This window comes from Kitasatospora sp. NPDC034023, assembly GCF_055575795.1.
Map to the genome: position 1 here is coordinate 90,709 of NZ_JBVIRY010000009.1, position 21,133 is coordinate 111,841.

The 21,133-nt window shown below is 73.5% G+C and carries 12 protein-coding genes; 9 read left to right on the plus strand and 3 right to left on the minus strand.

Features of this window, described 5'->3' with window-relative positions:
• The first annotated feature begins 8 nt into the window (after positions 1 to 8).
• The 7 genes from ACZ52R_RS15675 to ACZ52R_RS15705 all read left to right on the plus strand — a co-directional run bounded on the left by ACZ52R_RS15675 (position 9) and on the right by ACZ52R_RS15705 (position 16,229).
• Positions 9 to 9,251: a non-ribosomal peptide synthetase/type I polyketide synthase gene (locus tag ACZ52R_RS15675; RefSeq protein WP_465753585.1), complete on the plus strand. Its 9,243-nt coding sequence runs from the start codon at positions 9 to 11 to the stop codon at positions 9,249 to 9,251.
• Positions 9,238 to 10,968 (plus strand): phytoene desaturase family protein, encoded by a 1,731-nt coding sequence (locus ACZ52R_RS15680; protein WP_465753586.1) that lies wholly within the window; start codon positions 9,238 to 9,240, stop codon positions 10,966 to 10,968. The genes ACZ52R_RS15675 and ACZ52R_RS15680 overlap by 14 nt, the downstream gene beginning before the upstream one ends.
• Before the next feature lie 44 nt (positions 10,969 to 11,012).
• On the plus strand, positions 11,013 to 12,677 hold the full coding sequence (locus ACZ52R_RS15685) for a phytoene desaturase family protein (protein ID WP_465753615.1): 1,665 nt from the start codon (positions 11,013 to 11,015) through the stop codon (positions 12,675 to 12,677).
• Positions 12,674 to 13,729: an MDR family NADP-dependent oxidoreductase gene (locus ACZ52R_RS15690; RefSeq protein ID WP_465753587.1), complete on the plus strand. Its 1,056-nt coding sequence runs from the start codon at positions 12,674 to 12,676 to the stop codon at positions 13,727 to 13,729. The genes ACZ52R_RS15685 and ACZ52R_RS15690 overlap by 4 nt, the downstream gene beginning before the upstream one ends.
• Positions 13,730 to 13,894: 165 nt before the next feature.
• Positions 13,895 to 14,326 carry a GntR family transcriptional regulator gene (locus tag ACZ52R_RS15695; RefSeq protein WP_465621323.1) on the plus strand — a complete coding sequence of 144 codons (432 nt, stop codon included), beginning with the start codon at positions 13,895 to 13,897 and terminating at the stop codon, positions 14,324 to 14,326.
• Positions 14,323 to 15,165, plus strand: coding sequence for an ABC transporter ATP-binding protein (locus ACZ52R_RS15700; RefSeq protein WP_465753588.1), 843 nt, complete (start codon positions 14,323 to 14,325; stop codon positions 15,163 to 15,165). Before ACZ52R_RS15695 ends, ACZ52R_RS15700 begins: the two co-directional genes overlap by 4 nt.
• The gene (locus ACZ52R_RS15705) at positions 15,162 to 16,229 is read left to right on the plus strand and encodes a hypothetical protein (RefSeq protein WP_465753589.1); all 1,068 of its coding nucleotides are present in this window, start codon (positions 15,162 to 15,164) and stop codon (positions 16,227 to 16,229) included. The genes ACZ52R_RS15700 and ACZ52R_RS15705 overlap by 4 nt, the downstream gene beginning before the upstream one ends.
• 229 nt (positions 16,230 to 16,458) lie before the next feature.
• Here ACZ52R_RS15705 and ACZ52R_RS15710 read toward each other — a convergent pair whose 3' ends face one another.
• A complete protein-coding gene (locus tag ACZ52R_RS15710; protein ID WP_465753616.1) occupies positions 16,459 to 17,793 on the minus strand; it encodes a hypothetical protein in 1,335 nt (444 codons plus the stop codon).
• A 252-nt stretch (positions 17,794 to 18,045) separates the two neighbouring features.
• A complete protein-coding gene (locus ACZ52R_RS15715) occupies positions 18,046 to 18,552 on the minus strand; it encodes a winged helix-turn-helix transcriptional regulator (protein ID WP_360498933.1) in 507 nt (168 codons plus the stop codon).
• 97 nt (positions 18,553 to 18,649) lie between these two features.
• On the opposite strand from ACZ52R_RS15715, the gene ACZ52R_RS15720 reads away from it, so the two are divergent.
• Complete coding sequence (locus tag ACZ52R_RS15720; RefSeq protein ID WP_465753590.1) at positions 18,650 to 19,408, plus strand: class I SAM-dependent methyltransferase; 759 nt, start codon at positions 18,650 to 18,652, stop codon at positions 19,406 to 19,408.
• On the opposite strand, the gene ACZ52R_RS15725 is transcribed toward ACZ52R_RS15720, so the two are convergent.
• Positions 19,405 to 20,631: a threonine synthase gene (locus ACZ52R_RS15725; RefSeq protein ID WP_465753591.1), complete on the minus strand. Its 1,227-nt coding sequence runs from the start codon at positions 20,629 to 20,631 to the stop codon at positions 19,405 to 19,407. The two genes, ACZ52R_RS15720 and ACZ52R_RS15725, sit on opposite strands and share 4 nt — an antisense overlap.
• Before the next feature lie 153 nt (positions 20,632 to 20,784).
• Here ACZ52R_RS15725 and ACZ52R_RS15730 point away from each other — a divergent pair, with 153 nt between their 5' ends.
• The gene (locus ACZ52R_RS15730) at positions 20,785 to 21,087 is read left to right on the plus strand and encodes a hypothetical protein (RefSeq protein ID WP_465621330.1); all 303 of its coding nucleotides are present in this window, start codon (positions 20,785 to 20,787) and stop codon (positions 21,085 to 21,087) included.
• Positions 21,088 to 21,133 lie beyond the last annotated feature (46 nt).

The window sequence follows — 21,133 nt, forward strand, 5'->3', positions numbered from 1 at the left end:
ATTGGATCATGACTTCCTCGCCCTTCGCCGTGCCCCGCGAGTCCATCGCGATCACCGGTATCGGCTGCCGCCTGCCGGGACACGCCAACGACCACCGGACCTACTGGCGCAACCTGATCGAGGGTCGGGACTGTCTCACCGACACGCCCGCCGACCGGTACGACACCGGCACCCTGGGCAGCCGGGACCGGGCCAAGCCGGGGCGGCTGATCGGCGGCCGGGGCGGCTACATCGACGGCTTCGACACCTTCGACCCGGACTTCTTCGGGATCAGCCCGCGCGAGGCCGAGCACATGGACCCGCAGCAGCGCAAGCTCCTGGAGGTCAGCTGGGAGGCCCTGGAGGACGGCGGCCTGCGCCCCGGCGAGCTGGCCGGCCGGGACGTGGGCGTCTACATGGGCGCCTTCACCCTCGACTGGAAGATCCTGCAGTTCGCCGACCTCGACTTCGCCACCATCGCCGCGCACACCGCCACCGGCACCATGATGACGATGGTCTCCAACCGGATCTCGCACTGCTTCGACTTCCGCGGCCCCAGCGTCTCGATCGACACCGCCTGCAGCTCCTCGCTGGTCGCGGTCCACCTGGCCTGCCAGAGCCTGCTCCGCGGCGAAACCGAACTCGCCCTGGCCGGCGGCGCGTTGCTGCACATGGCGCCGCAGTACACGATCGCCGAGACCAAGGGCGGCTTCCTCTCCGCGGACGGCCGATCGCGCGCCTTCGACGCCTCCGCCGACGGCTACGTCCGGGCCGAGGGCGTCGGCGTGGTCGTGCTCAAGCGCCTCTCCGACGCGCAGCGCGACGGGGACTCGGTGCACGCCGTGATCCTCGGCAGCGGCGTCAACCAGGACGGCCGCACCAACGGCATCACCGTCCCCAGCGCCGACGCCCAGGTCACCCTGATCGAGCGGGTCTGCGCCGAGGCCGGGGTGCTGCCCGGCAGCCTGCAGTACGTCGAGGCGCACGGCACCTCCACCCCGGTCGGCGACCCGATCGAAGCCGCCGCGCTCGGCCGGGTGCTCGGCATCGGCCGCCGCTCCGGCGACCACTGCTACGTCGGCTCGGTCAAGACCAACATCGGGCACACCGAGGCCGCCGCCGGCGTCGCCGGGCTGATCAAGACCGCCCTCGCCCTCAAGCACCGCCGCATCCCGCCGCACCTCAACCTGGAGCGGCCCAACCCCGGCATCGACCTGGCCGCGCTGCCCTTCGAGATCCCGACCGAGCCGGTCGACTGGCCCGAGCACCGCGGCCCGGCCCGCGCGGGCGTCAACTCCTTCGGCTTCGGCGGCACCAACGCGCACGTCCTGCTGGAGGAGCCGCCCCGCCCCGGGCCCGCCGCGGCGGTCGCGGAGCCCGTCTTCACGGTCCTGCCGCTGAGCACCAAGGACACCGCCGGACTGCCCGAACTCGCCGCCGCCGTACGGCAGGAGCTCGCCACCGGGGCCTCGCTCACCGACCTCGGCCACACCCTGGCGCACCGCCGCCAGCACCTGCCCGAGCGGCTCGCGGTCACGTACTCGTCGCGGCAGGACCTGGACGAGGCGCTGGCCGCCTGCGAGCGCGGCGAGGAGCACCCGCGGGTGGTCCAGGGCCGGGCCCGGGAGCGCAGACAGCGCCGTCTGGCCTGGGTGTTCACCGGCATGGGCCCGCAGTGGTGGGGGATGGGCCGGGGCCTGTACGAGAGCGAGCCGGTGTACCGGGAGGCCGTGCGGGTCGTCGACCGGGAGATCCGCGAGCAGGCCGGCTGGTCACTGCTGACGGAACTGGACCGGGACGAGACGGACTCCCGGATGGCCGAGACCTGGGTGGCCCAGCCCGCCAACTTCGCCGTCCAGGTGGGACTTTCGGCGCTCTGGCGGAGCCACGGCCTGCGCCCCGACGCGGTGGTGGGCCACAGCACCGGCGAGGTCGCCGCGTTCCACGAGGCCGGGGTGTACGACCTCGCCGACGCCGTCCGGGTGGTGCTGGCCCGCAGCCGGCTCCAGCAGCGGCTGGCCGGCACCGGCAGCATGCTCGCGGTCGGTCTGCCGGAGGCGGAGGCGGAGCGCCGGATCCGGCCGTACCGCACCCGGATCTCGCTCGGGGCGGTCAACAGCCCGTCCGCGGTGACCCTGGCCGGGGACACCGAAGCCCTCGGCGAGCTGGCCGAGGAACTGAAGCAGCAGGGCGTCTTCGCCCGCCTGCTGGACGTCGAAGTCCCCTACCACAGCGTGCGGATGGACCCGATCCGGGACGAGCTGATCGCCGCGCTCGCCGCGATCAAGCCGCAGGAGGCGCGGCTGCCGCTCTACCTGACCGCGCGGGAAGGACTCGCCCGGGGGCCGGAGCTGGACGGCGGGTACTGGTGGGAGAACGTCCGCAACCCGGTGCGGTTCCGGGCCGCCGTCGAGCGGATGGCCGAGGACGGGCACGGACTGTTCCTGGAACTCGGCCCGCACCCCGTCCTCGGGCATGCGATCCGCGAGTGCGCCGAGCGGACGCACACCCTGCCGTCGATCCGCCGCCGCCAGGACGAGCCCGAGCGCTTCGCCCGCAGCCTGGCCGAACTGCACACCCTCGGCGTCGAATTGAGCTGGGACGCACTGCACCCGGCCGGCCGCCCGGTGCCGCTGCCCGCCTACCCCTGGCGGCGCGACCGGTACTGGATCGAGCCCAAGCCGGTCGAGCAGGTCCGGCTCGGCCGGGTCGACCACCCGCTCCTGGGCCGCCGCACCGCGAGCGCCCAGCCCGGCTGGACCACCGCGCTCGACCCCGAGCGGCTGCCGTACCTGACCGACCACCGGATCGAGGGCCAGGTGGTGTTCCCGGCCGCCGGGTACCTGGAGATGGCCGCGCAGGCCGTCCGCGCCCTGACCGGCCGCACCGAGGTGGTGCTGGCCGAGGTCGAGCTCAACCGGGCGCTCTTCCTCTCCGAGACCGAACCCGTCCCCGTCCAGCTCGGCTACGCGCCCGAGGACGCCCGCTTCACCGTCGCCGCCACCCCGGCCGGCGGCGAGCCGACCGTGCACGCCTGCGGCCGGGTCCGCACCGGCCAGCGGCGCTCGTACGGGCCCGCGCTGGACGTCTCGGCCCCGGACGCCCACGGGCAGCACCTCGACGGGCCGGACTGCTACCGGCTGCTGGCCGAGCGCGGCTACGACTACGGGCCCGCCTTCCGCGCCATCGAGGAGGTGTGGGCGGGCCCCGGCGAGGCGCTGGCCCGGATCCGGCCGACCGCCGGACTCGGCCCCGGCGCGGCCGACCACCACCTGCACCCGGTGCTGCTGGACGCCTGCTTCCAGACCCTGCTCACCACCACGCTGCACACGCCCGAGGGCGGCAGCGTCCGGCTGCCGGTCGCCATCGAGGAGGTCCGGCTCGACGAGATCGGCGACCGGCCGCTCTGGGCGCAGGCCACCGTCACCCGGGACAGCGGCGAGGAACTCGTCGGCGACATCGCCCTGCACGCCGAGGACGGCACCCCGCTCGGCCGGATCACCGGGTTCCGGGTCGCCGACGTCGCCCAGGCCCCGGCCTCGGTCGGCCTGGCCACCATCGACGGCTGGCTCACCGAGGTCGCCTGGGTGGAGGCGCCCGTGCCGACCGCCGAGGAGACCCCCGGCGACCTGCTGCTCTTCGCCGACGAAGGCGGCCTCGCCGAGCGGCTGGCCGCGCTCGCCGCCGAGCGCGGCGCCCGCTGCCACCTCGTCCGGCCCGCCGAGCAGTACCACCACGGCGACGGACACTCGACCGTCCGGCCCGACTCCGCCGAGGACGTCCGGCGGCTGCTCGCCTCCCTGGAACCCGGCTACGACACCGTCGTCCACCTCTGGAACCTCGACCTGCCCGCCCTCGACGCCACCACGGCCGACCGGCTCGACGGGCTCGCCACCCTCGGCGCCTACTCCGTGATCGCCCTCGCCCAGGCCCTGCCCGCCGCCCTCCCGGACGGGCGGCTGCACATCGTCACCCGGGGCACCCAGCCCGCCGCCCCCGGCGACCGGGTCGAACCGCTCGGCGCCCCCGCCTGGGGCATCGGACGCGTGCTGTGGCAGCAGGAACTCGTCACCCAGCGCGGCAGCCTGATCGACCTCGACCCGGCCGTCACCGCGACCGACCAGGCCGGGGCACTGCTCGCCGAACTCGCCGCCCGGGACGAGCAGGAGATCGCGCTGCGGGCCGGCCGCCGCCTGACCAGCCGACTGCGGCAGGCCGAGGGCCTCACCCGGCCGCTGCCGCCGGTCCTGCGCCCCGACGGCAGCTACCTCGTCACCGGCGCCTTCGGCGCCCTCGGCCGACTGCTCTGCCGCACCCTGGTCAAGCGCGGCGCCCGGCGGCTGATCCTGGTCGGCCGCACCGCCCTGCCCGAGCGCTCCCAGTGGGCTTCCACCGACCCGGGCAGCCCCGCCGGGGAGCGGATCGCCTTCCTGCGCGAACTCCAGGCGCTCGGCGCCGAACCGCTGCTCGCCCCGGTCGACGTCACCGACGAAACCGCGCTCGCCGCCTGGCTCGCCGACTACCGGGAGCACCAACGCCCGCCGATCCGGGGCGTGTTCCACCTCGCCGGCCAGGTCAGGGACACCCTGCTGGCACAGATGGACCGCATGGCCTTCGACGCCGGATACGCCCCCAAGGTGGCCGGCGGCCACCTGCTGCACCGGCTGCTGCGCGACGAACCGCTCGACCACTTCGTGCTGTTCGCCTCCGTCGCCTCGCTGCTCACCACCGCCGGCCAGACCAACTACGCGGCCGGCAACGCCTTCCTGGACGCCCTCGCCCACCACCGCCGGGCCGACGGCCTGCCCGCGCTCAGCCTGGACTGGGGCCCCTGGGCCACCGGCATGATCGAGGAACTGGGCCTGGTCGCCCACTACCGCGACGCCCGCGGCATGAGCTCGCTGCCCCCGGACGCCGGAACGGCCGTCCTGGAACGCGTCCTCGGCCAGGACCGCGCCCAGCTGCTGGTCGCCACCGTGGTCGACTGGCCGACCTTCCTCGCCTGGTACCCCGCGCCGCCGCCGCTGGTCGCCGACCTGGCGGCGAGCGCCGCCGAGCAGGCCCCGGCCGAGACCGGCGGCTTCCTGGACGCCTACCGGGCGGCCGACCCGCAGACCCGGCTCGAACTGGTCACCGAACGGCTCACCGCCGCCGCCGCGGCCGTGCTGCGGATCGGCTCCGAGCGGATCGGCACCGACACCAGGCTCGGCGCGCACGGCCTCGACTCGCTGCTCGCGATGGAGCTGCGCGCCCGGGTGCACGGCGAACTGGGCGTCGCCCTGCCGGTGGTGGCCCTGCTCAGCAACGGCTCCGTCGGCGACCTGGTCGACCTGCTCACCACGGGCCTGGCCGAGCGGCTCGACACCGACGGCGGCCCGGACCGGGCCGAGATCGAACTCCACACCGACGAGTCCCGCTACCCGCTCACCCACAACCAGCAGGCGCTCTGGTTCCTGCGCCAGCTGCACCCGGACGGCTTCGCGTACAACATCGGCGGCGCCGTCGAGGTGCGCGCGGTGCTCGACCCGGAGCTGGTGTTCGCCGCGTTCCGCCACCTGGTCGCCCGCCACCCCGCACTGCGCGCCAACGTCACGGCCGAGGAGGGCCGGCCCCTCCAGCGCATCCGTGAGGAGGCCGCGGCCGACACCGGGCTGTTCGACGTCGAGGGCCGCCCGTGGGAGGAGATCCACGAGCTGATCGTCCGCGAGTACCGGCGGCCGTACGACCTCGACGCGGACCCGCTGGTACGGCTGCGGCTGTTCCGGCGCGGGCCGGACCGCTGGGTGCTGATGAAGGCCGTCCACCACATCGTCTCGGACGCGATCTCCACCTTCACCTTCATCGAGGAGCTGTTCGAGGTCTACGAGGCGCTGCGCCAGGGGCGCACCCCCGAACTGCCCCCGGTCGCCGCCCGCTACCTGGACTTCCTCAACCAGCAGAACCGCTTCCTGGCCGGGCCCGGGGCGCAGCGGATGCTCGACTACTGGCGCGGGCACCTGCCCGCCGAGATGCCGGTGCTGGCGCTGCCCACCGACAAGCCCCGGCCGGCCGTGCAGACCCACAACGGCGCCTCCGAGTTCTTCCGGCTGGACACCGAACTCACCGACCGGGTCCACGAGTTGGCCCGTGCGCACAACGTCACCCCGTTCATGGTGCTGCTCGGCGCCTACTACCTGCTGCTGCACCGCTGGTCCGGGCAGCCGGACATCGTGGTCGGCAGCCCGGTCACCGGCCGCACCCAGGAGGAGTTCGCCTCCGTCTACGGCTACTTCGTCAACCCGCTGCCGCTGCACGTGAGCCTGGCCGGGGAACCGGCCGTGGCCGAGCTGCTGGCCCGGGTGCGGGAGAGCGTGCTCGGCGGACTGGACAACCAGGAGTACCCCTTCCCGCTGCTGGTCGAGCAGTTGGGGCTGCAGCACGACCCGAGCCGCTCCGCGGTGTTCCAGGCGATGTTCATCCTGCTCACCCACAAGGTCGCCGTGGAACGCTTCGGCTACCGCCTGGAGTACATCGAACTCCCGGAGGAAGAAGGGCAGTTCGACCTGACGCTGTCCGCCTACGAGGACCGCGCGGACGGCTGCTTCCACTGCGTCTTCAAGTACAACTCCGACCTCTTCGAGCCCGCCACCGTCCGGCGGCTCGCCGCGCACTACCGCAACCTGTTGGACGCCATGACCCGCGCCGCCGACGGCGAGCCGGTCGGCCGGCTGCGGATGCTGGACGCGGCCGAACGCCGGGAGATCCTCACCGGGTTCAGCGGCGCCGAACGCCGGATCGACCACGACACCCCGGTGCCGGAGCTGATCGCCAAGGCCGCCGCCGAGCACCCGGAGGCCGTCGCCGTGGTCGCGCCCGGCCGCGACGGGGTCCGGCGCCTCACCTACGGCGAACTCGACCGGCGCTCCCAGCGCACGGCCGTACGGCTGCGCGAACTGGGCGTCGGGGAGGGCTCGGTGGTGGCCGTCTGCCTGGACAAGTCACCCGAGCTGATCACCACCCTGCTGGGCATCTGGCGGGCCGGCGCCGCCTACCTCCCGCTCGACCCCGGGCACCCGGCGGACCGGCTGGCCTACCAGGTGGCCGACGCCGGGGCCGCCCTGGTCGTGGTCGACGAGCGGCGCCCGCCCGCCGCCGACCTGCCCGCCGAGCCGGTCACCCTGGAGGACCTGGACCGGCCCGCCGACGCCGCCGGGCCGCTGCCCGCCGCCGACCCGGACCGGGCCGCCTACGTGATCCACACCTCGGGCTCCACCGGCCGCCCGAAGGCGGTCCGGGTCGACCACCGCAACCTGGCCGCCGTCACCGCCGGCTGGCGCGCGGAGTACCGGCTGGACACCGAGGCCCGGGTCCACCTGCAGATGGCCGGGACCGCCTTCGACGTCTTCTCCGGCGACCTCGCCCGGGCGCTCGGCAGCGGCGGCACCCTCGTCCTGGTCGACCGCGAGCTGCTCTTCGACACCGCGCGGCTGCACCGGGTGATGCGCGAAGAAGCCGTGGACTGCGGCGAGTTCGTGCCCGCCGTGGCCCGCGCCCTGCTGACCCACTGCGAACGCGACGGCCTGCGGCTGGACTTCCTCAAACTGGTCATCGTCGGCTCCGACTCCTGGAAGGCCGCCGAGCACCGCCGGCTGCGCGCCCTGTGCGGCGAACGGACCCGGCTGGTCAACTCCTACGGCCTGACCGAGGCCACCGTCGACAGCACCTACTACGAGGGCGCGGCCGAGGAACTCGAACCCGGCCGGATGGTGCCGATCGGCCGGCCCTTCCCGAACAGCGCGCTGTACATCCTCGACCCGTACGGCGAGCCCGTCCCGGCCGGCGTGCCCGGCGAGCTGTGGATCGGCGGCGCGGGCGTCGCGGCCGGCTACCCCAACGACCCGGAGCAGAGCGCCCACCGCTTCGCCACCCTGGAGCTCGACGGCACGCCCGTACGGCTCTACCGCACCGGCGACCTCGGGCACTGGGACACCACCGGCACCGCGCACCTGCTCGGCCGGATCGACAACCAGGTCAAGGTCCGCGGCCACCGGATCGAGCCGGGCGAGATCGAGGCCCACCTCACCGCCCGCCCCGAACTCGCCCAGGCCTGCGTCGCGGTCCGCCAGGACGCCTCGGGCGAAGCCGTCCTGGCCGCCTACGTGGTCCCCGCCGAAGGCACCGTGCTGGACCGCCGTGAACTGCGCCGCCACCTGGCCGAGCACCTGCCCACCGTGATGATCCCCTCCTACCTCACCGAACTGCCCGCCCTGCCCCTCACCCCGAACGGCAAGGTCGACCTCGCCGCCCTTCCGGAGCCGAAGGCCGACACCGGCGGAGCCCAGCACGAACCCCCCGTCACCCTCTACGAGACCAGGGTCGCCGAGCACTGGCGCAACCTGCTCGGCCTGGACGAAGTCGGCCTGCAGCACGACTTCTTCGAACTCGGCGGCAGCTCGATCCGGCTCATCGAGCTGATCCACCACCTGCAGACCGAATTCAACATCGGGATCCCGGTCGGCCTGCTGTTCAAGGTCACCACCCTGCACGGCATGGCCCGCACCGTCGAGCAGATCATCACCGGCGAGGTGTCCGGCGGCCAGCCCTACCTCTGGTTCAACGCCACGGCGACCGAAGGCCGTACGGTCTTCTGCCTCCCGCCGGCCGGCGGCCACGGACTGGTCTACCGGCAGCTCGCCGCGCACCTGCCCGAGCACCGGATCGCCGCCTTCAACTACCTGACCGGCGACGACAAGACCGCCCGGTACGCCGACCTGGTCGAGGAACTGCACCCGGCCGGACCGTACGTCCTGCTCGGCTACTCCCTCGGCGGCAACCTCGCCTTCGAGGTCGCCAAGGAGCTGGAACGCCGGGGCCGCACGGTGGGCTCGGTGCTGCTGGTCGACGCCTACCGGGTCCTGGACGCCTTCGACCTCGGCGAGGAACACGTGGCCGTCTTCGAGCGCGAACTCCACGAGCACCTGCACCGCCACACCGGCTCGCGGATCGTCGCCCGGGAAACCCTCGAACAGGCCCGGGACTACCTGGAGTTCTCCAGCCGCACCCCCAACACGGGCACCGTACGCGCCCAACTCGACGTGGTCTGCGAACGCGAGCGGCTGAGCGTGCACGTCGGCGGCGAGGAAGGCTCCTGGCACGGTGCCTCCACCACCGGCACCGCCGTGTACGCCGGCCACGGCAGCCACGCCGAGATGCTCGACGGCGAGTACGCCGCCCGCAACGCCGAACTGGCGGGCGCCATCCTGGCCGGAGGCACCGCCGATGGCCGCGGCTGACCGCGGACCGGACTGGTCCACGAGGGAGCGGGCCCCCGGCGGCCCGCCCCGGGTCATCGTGATCGGGGCCGGCCTGGCCGGCCTCGCCACCGGCTGCTACGCGCAGATGAGCGGCCTGGAGACCCGGATCTTCGAGAAACACGTGCTACCCGGCGGTTGCTGCACCGCCTGGTCCCGGCACGGCTACCTGTTCGACTACTGCATCGACTGGCTGATCGGCACCGCCGAAGGCACCGGAGCGCACCAGGTCTGGCAGGAACTCGGCGCCCTGGACGGCAAATCGGTGACCCGCTTCGACATCTTCAACCGGGTCGTCGACGAACACGGCCGCGCCGTCACCTTCTACGGCGACCCGGACCGGCTGGAACAGCACCTGCTCGCCCTCGCCCCCGACGACGCCAAGCCGATCCGGGCCTTCTGCCGGGACCTGCGCCGCTTCGTCGCCGTCGACCTGCCCTGGGACCTCACCCCGCCGCCGCTGCGCACCACGGCGGAGCGGCTGCGCACCCTGCGCGCCGTCCTGCCCGCCTTCCGGCTGTTCTGGCGCACCGCGACCACCCCGATGAGCGGCTTCGCCGAGCGCTTCCAGGACCCGCTGCTGCGCCGGGCCTTCCCCACCATGTTCCTCCAGGAGCCCGCGGGCTTCCCGCTGCTGCCGTACCTGTACACACTGGCCGCCGCGCACAACGGCAACGCCGGTTTCCCGCAGGGCGGTTCGCTGGGGCTGGCCCGCTCGGTGGAGGAGCGGTACACCTCGCTCGGCGGGGTGATCGGCTACCGCTGCCGGGTGGAGCGGATCCTGATCGAGGACGGACGCGCCATCGGCATCGAACTCCGGGACGGATCACGGCACTTCGCCGACCACGTGGTCGCCGCCTGCGACGGTCCGACGGTACTCGACCGCTTGCTGGAGGGCCGCTACTCCAGCCCCGTCACCGACCGGCTGTACGGCGAACTGATCCACAAGCCGGGCAACCTGTACCCGGCCGTGGTCTCCGCCTTCGTCGGCATCGACGGCCCGCTGCCGGAGGGCGAACCGCACAGCACCACCTATCTGTTGACGCCCGAGGACAGCGCCCGGCTGCCCGGCTCGCTGCAGCACAGCCTGGTGGTGCAACTGCGCTCGGCCTACGCGGAGGGCTTCGCGCCGCCCGGCAAGTCGGTGCTGCACTGCACCTACTTCAGCGACTACCGCTCCTGGAAGGACCTGCGGGTCCGGGACCGCCGGGCGTACCGGGCGCGCAAGCAGGAGGTCGCCGCGTTCGTCCGCGTCTTCCTGGACCGGACCTACCCCGGGCTCGGCCCGCGGATCGAACTCGTCGACGTTGCCTCGCCGGTGACCGCCGAGCGGTTCACCGGCAACACCTACGGCAGCATCCTGGCCTGGCAGGCCTTCTCCGAGGCCGAGGACGTCGCCAACCGGCTGGTCAACCGGGACCGGATGCGGCTGCCCGGCCTCAGCGGCTTCTCCATGGCCGGGCAGTGGACCGCCCTGGGCGGGCTGATCCGGGCCGCCACCAGCGGACGGTACGCCGCGCAGTACCTCTGCCGGGAACTCGGCCGGCCGTTCCGGGCCTGGCCCAGCGACAACCGGGAACCCTGGCACGCGGGCAAGTGGGGCCACCTGCCGCAACTCGACCGGGCCACCGTGGGCGTACCGGCCGTGGGAGTGCCGGACGTGGGCGTCGCGGACGTGGAAGTGGGAGTGGCGGAGTGAGCGGGACGACCACCGGCGGGACGGCCACCGGCAGCAGGCAGACCGTGGTCATCATCGGCGGCGGCCTCGGCGGCCTGTCCACCGGCTGCTACGCGCAGATGAACGGCTACCGCACCCGGATCCTGGAGATGCACGAGATCCCCGGCGGCTGCTGCACCGGCTGGGACCGCGGCGAGTTCACCTTCGACTGCTGCGTCAGCTGGCTGCTGGGCAGCGGTCCGGGCAACGAGATGCACCGGATCTGGCTGGAGCTCGGCGCCCTGCAGGGCAAGCTGATGCGCAACTTCGACGTCTTCAACGTGGTGCGCACCCGGGACGGCCGGGCGGTCTACTTCTACTCCGACCCGGACCGGCTGGAGGCCCACCTGCTGGAGCTGGCCCCGGAGGACGCCCGGCAGATCCGGCAGTTCTGCGCCGGGCTGCGCAAGTTCCGCCTGGCGCTGGCCCGTTACCCCTTCCTCAAGCCGGTCGGGCTGATGGGCCGGCGGGAGCGGTGGCGGATGCTCGCCTCCTTCCTGCCGTACTTCAACGTGATCCGCCGCTCGATCACCGTGCTGATGAGCGACTACGCGGCGCGGTTCCGTAGCCCGCTGCTGCGCGAGGCGTTCAACTTCGTCCTGTACGAGAAGCACCCCAACTTCCCGGTGCTGCCGACCTACTTCCAACTCGCCTCGCACGCCGGGCAGTCGGCCGGCGTGCCGGAGGGCGGCTCGCTCGGCCTGGCGCACTCGATCGAGGAGCGCTACCGGCGGCTCGGCGGCGAGATCACGTACAACGCCAAGGTGACCGAGATCCTGGTCGAGCAGGACCGGGCGGTCGGGGTGCGGCTGAGCGACGGCCGGGAGGTGCGGGCGGACATCGTGGTGGCCGCCTGCGACGGCCGGACGACCATGCTGGACCTGCTCAAGGGCCGCTACCTGAACGACACCTACCGCCGGCTGTACACCAGGACCATCACCGAGCCCGGCATGGTCTTCCCCGGGTACCTCACCGTCTTCCTCGGCCTGCGCCGCCCCTTCCCGGCCGGCGACCCGTGCACCACCTACCTGCTGGAGGACGAGCTCGCCGCCCGGCTCACCGGCATCCGGCACCCCAGCATCAACGTCCAGTTCCGCAGCCGGCACTACCCGGAGCTGTCCCCGGCCGGGACCACCGTGGTGTACGCCAGCTACTTCTGCGACATCGCCCCCTGGCGGGAGCTGAGCACCGGCCCCGAGCAGTCGCCCCGGCTGCGGCGCGGCGAGGAGCTGCACACCCTGCCGGTCGGCCGGGGCCGGGAGTACCAGCGCGAGAAGCGCCGGGTGCGGGACGCCGTGATCGAGTTCCTGGACGGCCACCACCCGGGCCTGAAGGACACGGTGGCGGTCAAGGACGTCTCCACCCCGCTCACCCAGGTCCGCTACACGGGCAACTACGACGGCACGGTGCTGGGTTGGCAGCCCTTCGTGGAGAGCGGCGAGATCCTGGAGGAGGAGATCAAGCGCAACGGCCCCGGGCTGCCGGGCCTCGCGAACTTCTACCTCTCCGGTGTGTGGGCGACCACCGGCGGTCTGATCCGGGCGGCGGCGGCCGGCCGACACGTCGTCCAGTTCATCTGCCGGGACGACCGCAAGCCGTTCACCGCGGAGATCGACGACCACGCGCCGCCGCCCACCCTGCTCATCGAACCGGTCGGACCCGTCGACCGGCAGTTTGGAGTCACCTCGTGAGGATCGAGAAGTGGACCGTCCGGGAGCACGTGGACGGTGTGCCGGACATCGAGCGGATGTACCGCAAGGTCGTGGAGGAGCTGGACGTCCGGCTCGCCGCCGACGAGATGCTGCTGCGCACCCGGTACGTCTCGGTCGACCCGTACCTCCAGGGCATCGCGCTGGACACCCCGATCGGCGACCACATGGGCGCCGACTCGATCATGGAGGTGCTGGACGCCGGGCCGGCCGCGCGGTTCGCGGCCGGTGACCTGGTGCAGGGTTTCGGCGGCTGGCGCAGCCACCTGATCAGCAACGGCGCATCCAGGCTGTGGCAGACCGGCACCTTCCCGATGGTCTTCCCGGCCTTCCGCCGGCTGGACCCCGCCCACTACGACGAGGCGCTGCCGCTCTCCACCGCGCTCGGTGTCCTGGGCGGGCCGGGGATGACGGCCTGGGGCACGGTCGAGAAGTTCCTCGATGTCCGCGCCGGTGCGACCGTGCTGGTCAGCGGGGCCTCCGGGGCGGTGGGTTCGGTGGTCGGGCAGTTGGCCAAGCACCGGGGTGCACGGGTGCTCGGCACCACGGCGACGCCGGAGAAGGCCGAACGGCTGTGGGAGCTGGGCTTCGACGGGGTGGTGCTGTACCGCGACGGCGACGCTCCGGAGCGACTGGAGAAGGAACTCGCCGAGCTCGCCCCGGACGGCATCGACCGCTACTTCGACAGCCTCGGCGGGGTGCTGACCGACGTGGTCTTCGGCATGCTCGCGGTGGAGAGCCGGGTGGCGGTCTGCTGGCAGTGGGGGAGCCAGGTCGGCGGCGGCTGGGCCGGCCCCCGGCTGCTGCCGATGATCATGTACCCGCGCACCACGATCCGCGGCATCTTCTCGCTGGAGTGGTTCACCGAGGAGAACTGGGCGGCGCTGCGGCGGGACATCGGCGCGCTGGTCCGCAGCGGTGACCTGACGTACCAGCAGACCGTCCACCGGGGCTTCGACGGCATCCCCGCCGCGTACCGCAGCCTCTACCAGGACCGCTCGGCGAGCCGGGGGAAGGTGCTGGTCGAGCTCTGAGCGGCCGCGCCCGGCTGCTCGGCGCTGCTCGGCGCTGCTCGGCGCTGCACGGCACTGCACGGCGCTGATCGGAAAGTGTTTCGCTGTAGTGGTTGACTGGTGTTCTACTAGACCATAACAATTCAGGGGCAGGCCTCAGGACCTCATCCACCGAGGAGACGCCCCGTGATCGAATTCCATGTGGACCGGACGGACAGCCTCCCGGCCTATGCGCAACTCGTAAAGCAAGTACGGGAAGCGCTCAGGCTGGGACTGCTCAAGCCCGGTGACCGCCTTCCGGCCGTCCGCGACGTCGTCGTCTCGTGCACGGTCAACGCCAACACCGTGCTCAAGGCCTACCGCGAGCTGGAGCACGGCGGCCTGGTCGAGGCCCGGCAGGGCTCCGGCACCTTCGTCACCGGCTCGCTCGGCGCCGTCGAACCCCACGACATGGCGCGGCTGCGCACCGGGCTCGCCCGCTGGGTCGCGGAGGCCCGCACGGCCGGGCTGGAGGACGAGGACGTCAAGGCCCTGGTCACCGCCGTGCTCGCCGAGGAGTCGGCCGCCGCCGAGCGCGACGCACGCCAGGCGGCCGCGCACCAGGGGGCGAAGGCGTGACCGCGGCCCTGGAGGTACGCGGGCTGACCAAGCGGTACCGGGGCGTGACCGCCCTGGACGACTGCAGCTTCACGCTCCCGGCCGGCGGGGTGGTCGCGCTGGTCGGCGCCAACGGCGCGGGCAAGTCCACCCTGCTGGGCATCGTCAGCGGCATGCTCGAACCCACCGCGGGCGAGTACCGGACGGACGGCCGGGTGGTGCTGCTCTCGCAGGACAAGCCGCTCTACCGCGACTTCAAGGTCACCGACATGCTGAACTTCGGCCGCCACACCAACCACGTCTGGGACCAGGCCCGCGCGCTGGGCTGGCTGGAGCGGTTCGACATCCCGCTGGACCGGCGCTGCGACAAGCTCTCCGGCGGCCAGCAGGCGCAGGTCGCGCTGGCCGTCGCGCTCGGCGCCTGCCCGTCGCTGCTCCTGCTGGACGAGCCGCTGGCCAACCTTGACCCGGTCGCCCGCAAGGCCGTCACCGGCGAACTGCTCGGCGAGGTCGCCGAGACCGGCATGACGGTGCTGCTGTCCACCCACGTCGTCGCCGAACTCGCGGGCGTGGGAGACCACTTGCTGCTCCTCTCGCACGGCCGGAACATCCTGGACGGCGACGTCGAGGACCTCCTCGCCCAGCACGTCCGGCTGAGCGGCCCGCGGGCCGAACGGCCGCCCGTCGAGGGGGAGACCGTCCACGAGAACCACACCGCCCGGCAGTCCACCTTCGTGGTGCGCACCCTGCTCGGCGCGGCGACCCCGCTCGACGCGCCCGGCTGGACCGGCCACCCCGTCACCCTGGAGGACATCGTGCTCGGCTACCTCAAGGCCTCCCTCGGGGAGACCGGACGGTGAGCGCCCCCGCCACCACCCCGCCGCCCGCCGCCGCCACCCGGCCCGCGCCCGCCGCCCGGGGGAACCTGTGGCGCGGCATCCTCTGGCTCACCTGGCGCCAGCACCGCGGGCAGCTGATCGGCGCCGCCCTCCTCACGGCCGCCGTCCTCGCCTGGATGGTCGTCAACGCCGCCGACCTGCAGCACGCGCTCGACCTGTGCCACGGGCCGGACTGCGCCAAGGCCGTCGCCGACGACCGGCTCGCCAGGATCAACCACGGCGCCGACATCGCCGGCTACCAGCTCAACCTGGTCGTCTTCCTGCCCGCGATGCTCGGCATGTTCGTCGGGGTGCCGCTGCTGGCCAAGGAGTACGAGCACCGCACCGTACTGCTCGCCTGGTCCCAGGACATCAGCCCGCTGCGGTGGCTGTTCGGCAAGCTCGCCGTGCTCGGCACCGTCCTCGGCGTGCTGACCGCCGTGCTCGCCGCCGAGTGCCTGCACGTGGCGAACCTCGTCCACCTCGGTGCCCGGCGCAGCCTGTTCGAAGGGACACTGTTCCAGGCCGGCGGCTGGCTGCCGCTCACCCTCGCCCTCGCCTGGGGGATGGTCGGCGTGGCGGTGGGGGCGGCGCTGCGCCGGCTGCTGCCCGCGTTCGTGGTGGTGCTCGGGGCCTTCGGCGCACGCACGATGCTGATGGAGCAGCTGCGGCCGCACCTGATGGACCCGGCGACCCGGACGATCTCGCTCGCGGCCGAGCGGGGCGAGGGCATCGACCCGTTCGCGCCGGTGGCCAACGAACTGCTGCTGGACGGCGGCAAGCCGCCGTTCGTCGACGCGGCCGGGCACCTCCACCCGTACAACGAGGTGATGGGGCAGTGGTGCGGCAACATCCTCGACGGGCGGGCCGCGGCCTTCACCTCCTGCCTCCGGGAGCACGGGCTGACCGGCATCCAGCAGAGCCTGCAGCCGGCGAGCCGGCTGGGCACCTTCCACCTGATCGAGAACGGGCTGAACCTCGGGCTGTTCGTGGTCGCCCTGGCGGTGACCTGGTGGCTGGTGCGCCGGGCCCGGACCACGGTGTAGCGGGGGCCGGGGGAGGGGCAGGGGGCGGAGTCGGGCGGATCGGCGAGCCGATGCGGGCCGAGGCGCCCGCTCTGTTCGGTGCCTACGCGGTGGAGGACGGGGCCTGGGTGCTGTCCTGGCACAAGGTCCGAGCCTGGTCCGATGCGGGCCGGCCCCTCGCTGCGGGGCCCTCGGCATGAGGATCTTGGCGTGGCCCCTCGGTGTGGATGCCGAGGGGCCCGGGGCGGCGTCAGTTGAGCGTGAACCAGGTGCTGCGGGACTTCTTCCACTCGGGGTGGGTGAGGTCCTTGGCGTTGGTGCCGTCCTGGTAGAGGTCGGCGGAGCCGTCGTCGGTGATCAGCTGCGCGGCGGCGCCCGGGGTGTCCAGGTTCGGGACGTCCGGGACGGCCTCCCAGGCGCCGTAGTCGCCGGTCGGCAGGTCGATCAGCTTGACCGGCTGGGAGCCGGCCCGGCCGTCCCAGCGGTAGAGCGCGTACGGGGCGGAGTTGTCCTCGGCGGCCCAGGAGCCGGCCACGATCAGGTACTGGCCGAGGTCGTTGCGGCGGATGTCGCGGACCGAGAGCCCGCCGAGGTCCAGTTCGATCGGGTCGCCGAAGGCCGCGTGCGCGGCCGAACCGTTCAGCAGGGACGGGAAGTTGGTGACCGGCACCAGCAGCGCCCGGCCGCCGGTGACCGCCGGGGTGAGCGGCGCGCGGAAGCCGACGTAGGCGGTGCTGGTGCTGCCGGGGGCGAACTCCAGGCCCTCGACGTTGAACCCGTCGATCTGCTTGGGCACCTGGCCGTCGGCGGCGCCGGCCGCGAAGCCGTAGCGGTCGCCGTTGGCGGAGTCCCAGTCGATCAGGTCGTCGCGCAGGCCGTGGTACTGGCCGGCCAGCGAGAGCTGGGTGGTGGCGCCGGAGCCGGTGATCGTGGTGGCGAAGACGGTCTGCCGGTCGGGCTTGACCACGCCGTCCTTGTTGTTGCCAAGCGAGCCGGTCCAGTAGATGGTGTTGCCGACCAGGGTGGCGGCCTCGATGTCGATCTCCTTGGAGACGCCGAGGGCGGTGCTGAAGTCCCAGGTGCGCACCGGGGCACCGGAGTTGTTGCGGTCGTACAGGCGCAGGGTGTTGGACTCGTCGTCGCCGACCACGATGTAGCCGCCGCCCGCGTCCACGGCGGCCGAGGCGTCGCTGGAGCCGGTGAGGTAGCGGCTGGTGGCGGAGTACCGGACGGCGGCGGAGGCCGCGTAGTGCAGGGTGCGGGTGGCGCTCTTGCCGCCCAGGCCGGTGACCTTGATGGTCAGGTCGGTGTAGCCGACGCCCTGGGCGGCGACCGCCAGGGTGCGGGCGCCGCCGGTGCCGGTGACCGTGACGTCGCCGGTGCGGGCCACGGTGCTGCGGGTGGTGGCCGAGGCGGCGACGGCCAGCGCCGAGGCCGAGGCGCCGCTCTGCGCGACCGTCACGGTCACGGTCGGGTCGCCGGTGGCGCCGACCGCGCCGGAGAGGTAACCGGCCGAGAGGGTGATCGTCGGGGTGCCGTACGTCACCGCTGCGGCCGGGACGGCGGGCAGGGCGAGCACGGGCACCGCCGCGACGGCGACGGCCAGCGGCAGCAGGCGGCGGGGGGAACGCGACACGGTGGCAACCCTTCCACGGGTGGGGGGAGTTGGCGGAGGGTTGCCAGCCTGCGGGCGCTCGGCGAACGCCGACCCTACGTCGGCCCTACGTCGGCGGACGGCCCGGCGAACAGCAGGCCCCGGGCGGCCGCCGGTCGGGGCGCATCGTTCGTCGCGGCCTGGCGCCGGCGGTGGCCGTACGGCCTGGCGCGGGCGGCGGCCCTACGGCCTGGCGCGGGCGACGAGGAGCGGGCCGAGGACCCGGGTGCCGGGGCCGATCCGGCCGCCGGGGCCGGGCAGTTCGGTGGTGTTGGCGGCGGTGACCGGCCCGCCGCAGTGGCCGCAGGCCGTCACGGGCGTGGTGTCGTGCCCGCAGTCCAGGTGGCGGATCCGGGCCGGCGGGCCGGCCTCGCCCGCGTACCAGCGGTCGCCCCAGGCCATCAGTGCCATCAGCACGGAGTGCAGCTCGGCGCCCTTCTCGGTGGCCCGGTACTCCTCGCGCGGCGGGTGCTCCTGGTACTGCTCGCGGACCAGTACGCCCTCCTCGACGAGTCGGGCCAGCCGGGCGGCCAGGACCTTGCGGGAGATGCCCAGGTCGTGGGCGAGGTCGTCGAAGCGGTGGATGCCGGTCAGGACGTCCCGCATGATCAGCGCCGTCCAGGCGTCGCCGAACAGGTCGGTGGCGCGGGCGATGGAGCAGGCGACGTCGGCGAGCGAGGTGCGGGTCATGGCGACCAGGGTAGTTGGGTTCCCCGAGGAAACCCATCCCTGATAAGTTCCCTCAGGGAACCTGAATGTTTCGTGAGCGTCCCGAGGGAGTTCAGCCATGGGCACCACCCCGCACATCGAGCTCGACGCGGCGTCCCCGGAGGCGATCGACGGCCGGCACATCCGCGCCCTGTCCTTCCAGGCCGTCCGGATGGAGTACCTCGCCGAAGTCGCCCCCCGCGGCGAAGGCCGCCCCGCCCTGGTGATCGGCGGCGGGCGCGGACTCCCGGCGGCCGGACTGGCCCGGCTCGGCTTCCGGGTGGCCGCCGTCGACCCGTCCCCGGTGGCCACCGGACACGCCCGGGCCGCCCACCGGCGGGACGGCCTCACGATCACCGACCTGGTCGCACAGCCCGAGGAACTGCCCTTCGGTGACGGCGAGTTCGAGCTGGTCTACTGCGCCGACACCCTGGAGGTGACCGGCGACCTGGACGGGGTCCTCGGCGAGGCGGCCCGGGTGCTCGCCCCCGGCGCCACCCTGGTCTACGACACCGTCAGCCGCACCGCCCTCGCCCGGCTGGTCTACCTCGGCGCCTTCCAGGCCATCCCGATGACCCGGATCATGCCGCCCGGCCGCTACCGAGCCGACCGGCTGCGCACCCCCGCCGAGGTCGCCGCCGCGCTCGCCCGGCACGGGCTGCGCAACCAGGACGTCCGCGAGTTCAAGCCGCGGAACCCGCTCAACCTGGTCCGGGCGGTCCTGGCCCGCCGCGGCGGCCGGATCACCGACGAGGAGATCCCGCCGCTGGTCGACTTCGTGCTCTCCCCGGCCGCCCGGCCCCAGGTCACCTACCTCGGGCGCGCGGTGAAGGACTAGGTGTTCTCGCTGGTGACCCCGGCGGCCCGCAGGCGCCGGAGGACCGCCTCCCACTCCGGGGCGACCGGCTCGGTCCGCCGGGTGCCGACGCCCCGGTCCTTGAAGCCGCTGGAGGTCGACACGCACACCACCGGGCCGTCCGACAGATCCGGCTCACCGAGGCTGCGCAGCCCGGCCAGGCCGGCCGCCGCGGACAGCTCGGTCCACAGGCCGGCGCGGGCCAGCTCGCGCTGCGCGTCGGCGAGGCTGTGATCGTCCAGCGTCAGCGCCCGGCCACCGCTCTCCCGGACCGCGACCACCCCGCGGTAGCCGCTCACCGGGGAGGCGATCGAGTAGGCGTTGCTCGGACTGACCGTCACGCGGGCGGCCGGGAGACCCTGCTCGAGGGCCCGGGCCAGCGGGCCGGAGGCCGCCGCCTCACAGGAGTGGATGCGCGGCACCCGGTCGGTCAGGCCCAGGCGGCGCAGCTCGGCGAAGCCCTTCCAGACGCCGAAGAGCAGCTCGCCGTACCCGGTCGGGACGAACACGGCGCTGGGGACGCCGACGTCCTGGAAGATCTCGTACGCGACGGTCTTGTAGCCCTCGGGGCCGTACGTGTGCCCGGTGTGGGTGGTGGTCAGGTTGCTGACCGGGTGCAGGCCGAGCCGGTCGACGACCTGGCGCAGCAGCGGCCAGCGCGCCTCCCACGGCACCGGGAGGACCACCGCGCCGTAGGCGTTGAGGAAGGCGTCGACGTTCGGCGGGAGGTCGGGGCCGGTGAACACGACGCAGCGCAGCCCGGCGCGGGCGGCGTAGGCGGCGGCCGAGGCGCCGTGGTTGCCGGAGGAGGCGACCGCGATGCCGGGCGCGCCGACACCCACGGCGGCGCTGACGGTGCAGCGGTTCAGCCGGTCCTTGTGGCTCCAGGTCGGGTTGCGCGACTCGTCCTTGACGTACACCCCGGGCTCGATCTCGACCAGCGGCGTGGCGCCCTCGCCCAGGCCCGGCGCGAGCAGCGGCGGCAGCAGCGGGGCCCAGCGCTCCAGGCCGCCGCGGGTCGGGGCGGGGGCGAAGAGGCTCGCCGGGTCGGCCTTGTCGTAGGCGTAGTCGACCTCGACGGGGTAGGAGACGTCCCCGGTGCTCGTGCGCGGGCAGCCCGCGGTGAGCGGGGGCCAGAGCGGGTAGTCGAGGTCGGGGTCGCCGAGGGAGCGCTGGCCGGTTGCGAGAGAGTCTGCTGTTGCCATGTAAGCAGCCTAATGGTGTTTCAGGTGCTACCGGGTGGGGTTTGTGATTCCGGTGCGCGCGGGCACACTCACCGGGCCGGTCGAGGGCCGGTCGAGGGCTGGTCGAGGTCGAGAGCCGGTCGAGAGTCGGGTCGGACAGGAATCGGGGGAACGATGGACAGCGGCGTACGGGCGATGGTGGAGGCGATCGGCGAGGCGCGGCGGCAGCTGCGGGAGAACGCGCAGCCGAAGGCCCGCGAGAGCGTACGGGACAAGGTGCCGGGGCCGGAGGAGGCGGCACTGCTGGGCGCGCTCGCCGAGCTGGTGGACAGTGCCGGGGAGTTGGTCGGTGCGATGGCCGAACGGATGACCACCAACGCCACCTGTCGGACGTACGCGGTCGCGGGCCGGCGGCTGCGCGACGAGGCGAACAACCTGCGGGGCGACGCGAGGGTCGCCGCCGATCGGGTGAAGTGACGGCCGCCGGTTCCCCGTGGGGGTGCCGGCGGCCGTCGGGTGATGC

What these genes read in the sequence shown, in the direction of transcription:
- ACZ52R_RS15675 (WP_465753585.1), top strand. Translation starts at nt 9, where the DNA reads ATGACTTCCTCGCCCTTCGCCGTGCCCCGCGAGTCCATCGCGATCACC.
- ACZ52R_RS15680 (WP_465753586.1), top strand. Translation starts at nt 9,238, where the DNA reads ATGGCCGCGGCTGACCGCGGACCGGACTGGTCCACGAGGGAGCGGGCC.
- ACZ52R_RS15715 (WP_360498933.1), bottom strand. Translation starts at nt 18,552, where the DNA reads ATGACCCGCACCTCGCTCGCCGACGTCGCCTGCTCCATCGCCCGCGCC.
- ACZ52R_RS15720 (WP_465753590.1), top strand. Translation starts at nt 18,650, where the DNA reads ATGGGCACCACCCCGCACATCGAGCTCGACGCGGCGTCCCCGGAGGCG.
- ACZ52R_RS15725 (WP_465753591.1), bottom strand. Translation starts at nt 20,631, where the DNA reads ATGGCAACAGCAGACTCTCTCGCAACCGGCCAGCGCTCCCTCGGCGAC.
- ACZ52R_RS15730 (WP_465621330.1), top strand. Translation starts at nt 20,785, where the DNA reads ATGGACAGCGGCGTACGGGCGATGGTGGAGGCGATCGGCGAGGCGCGG.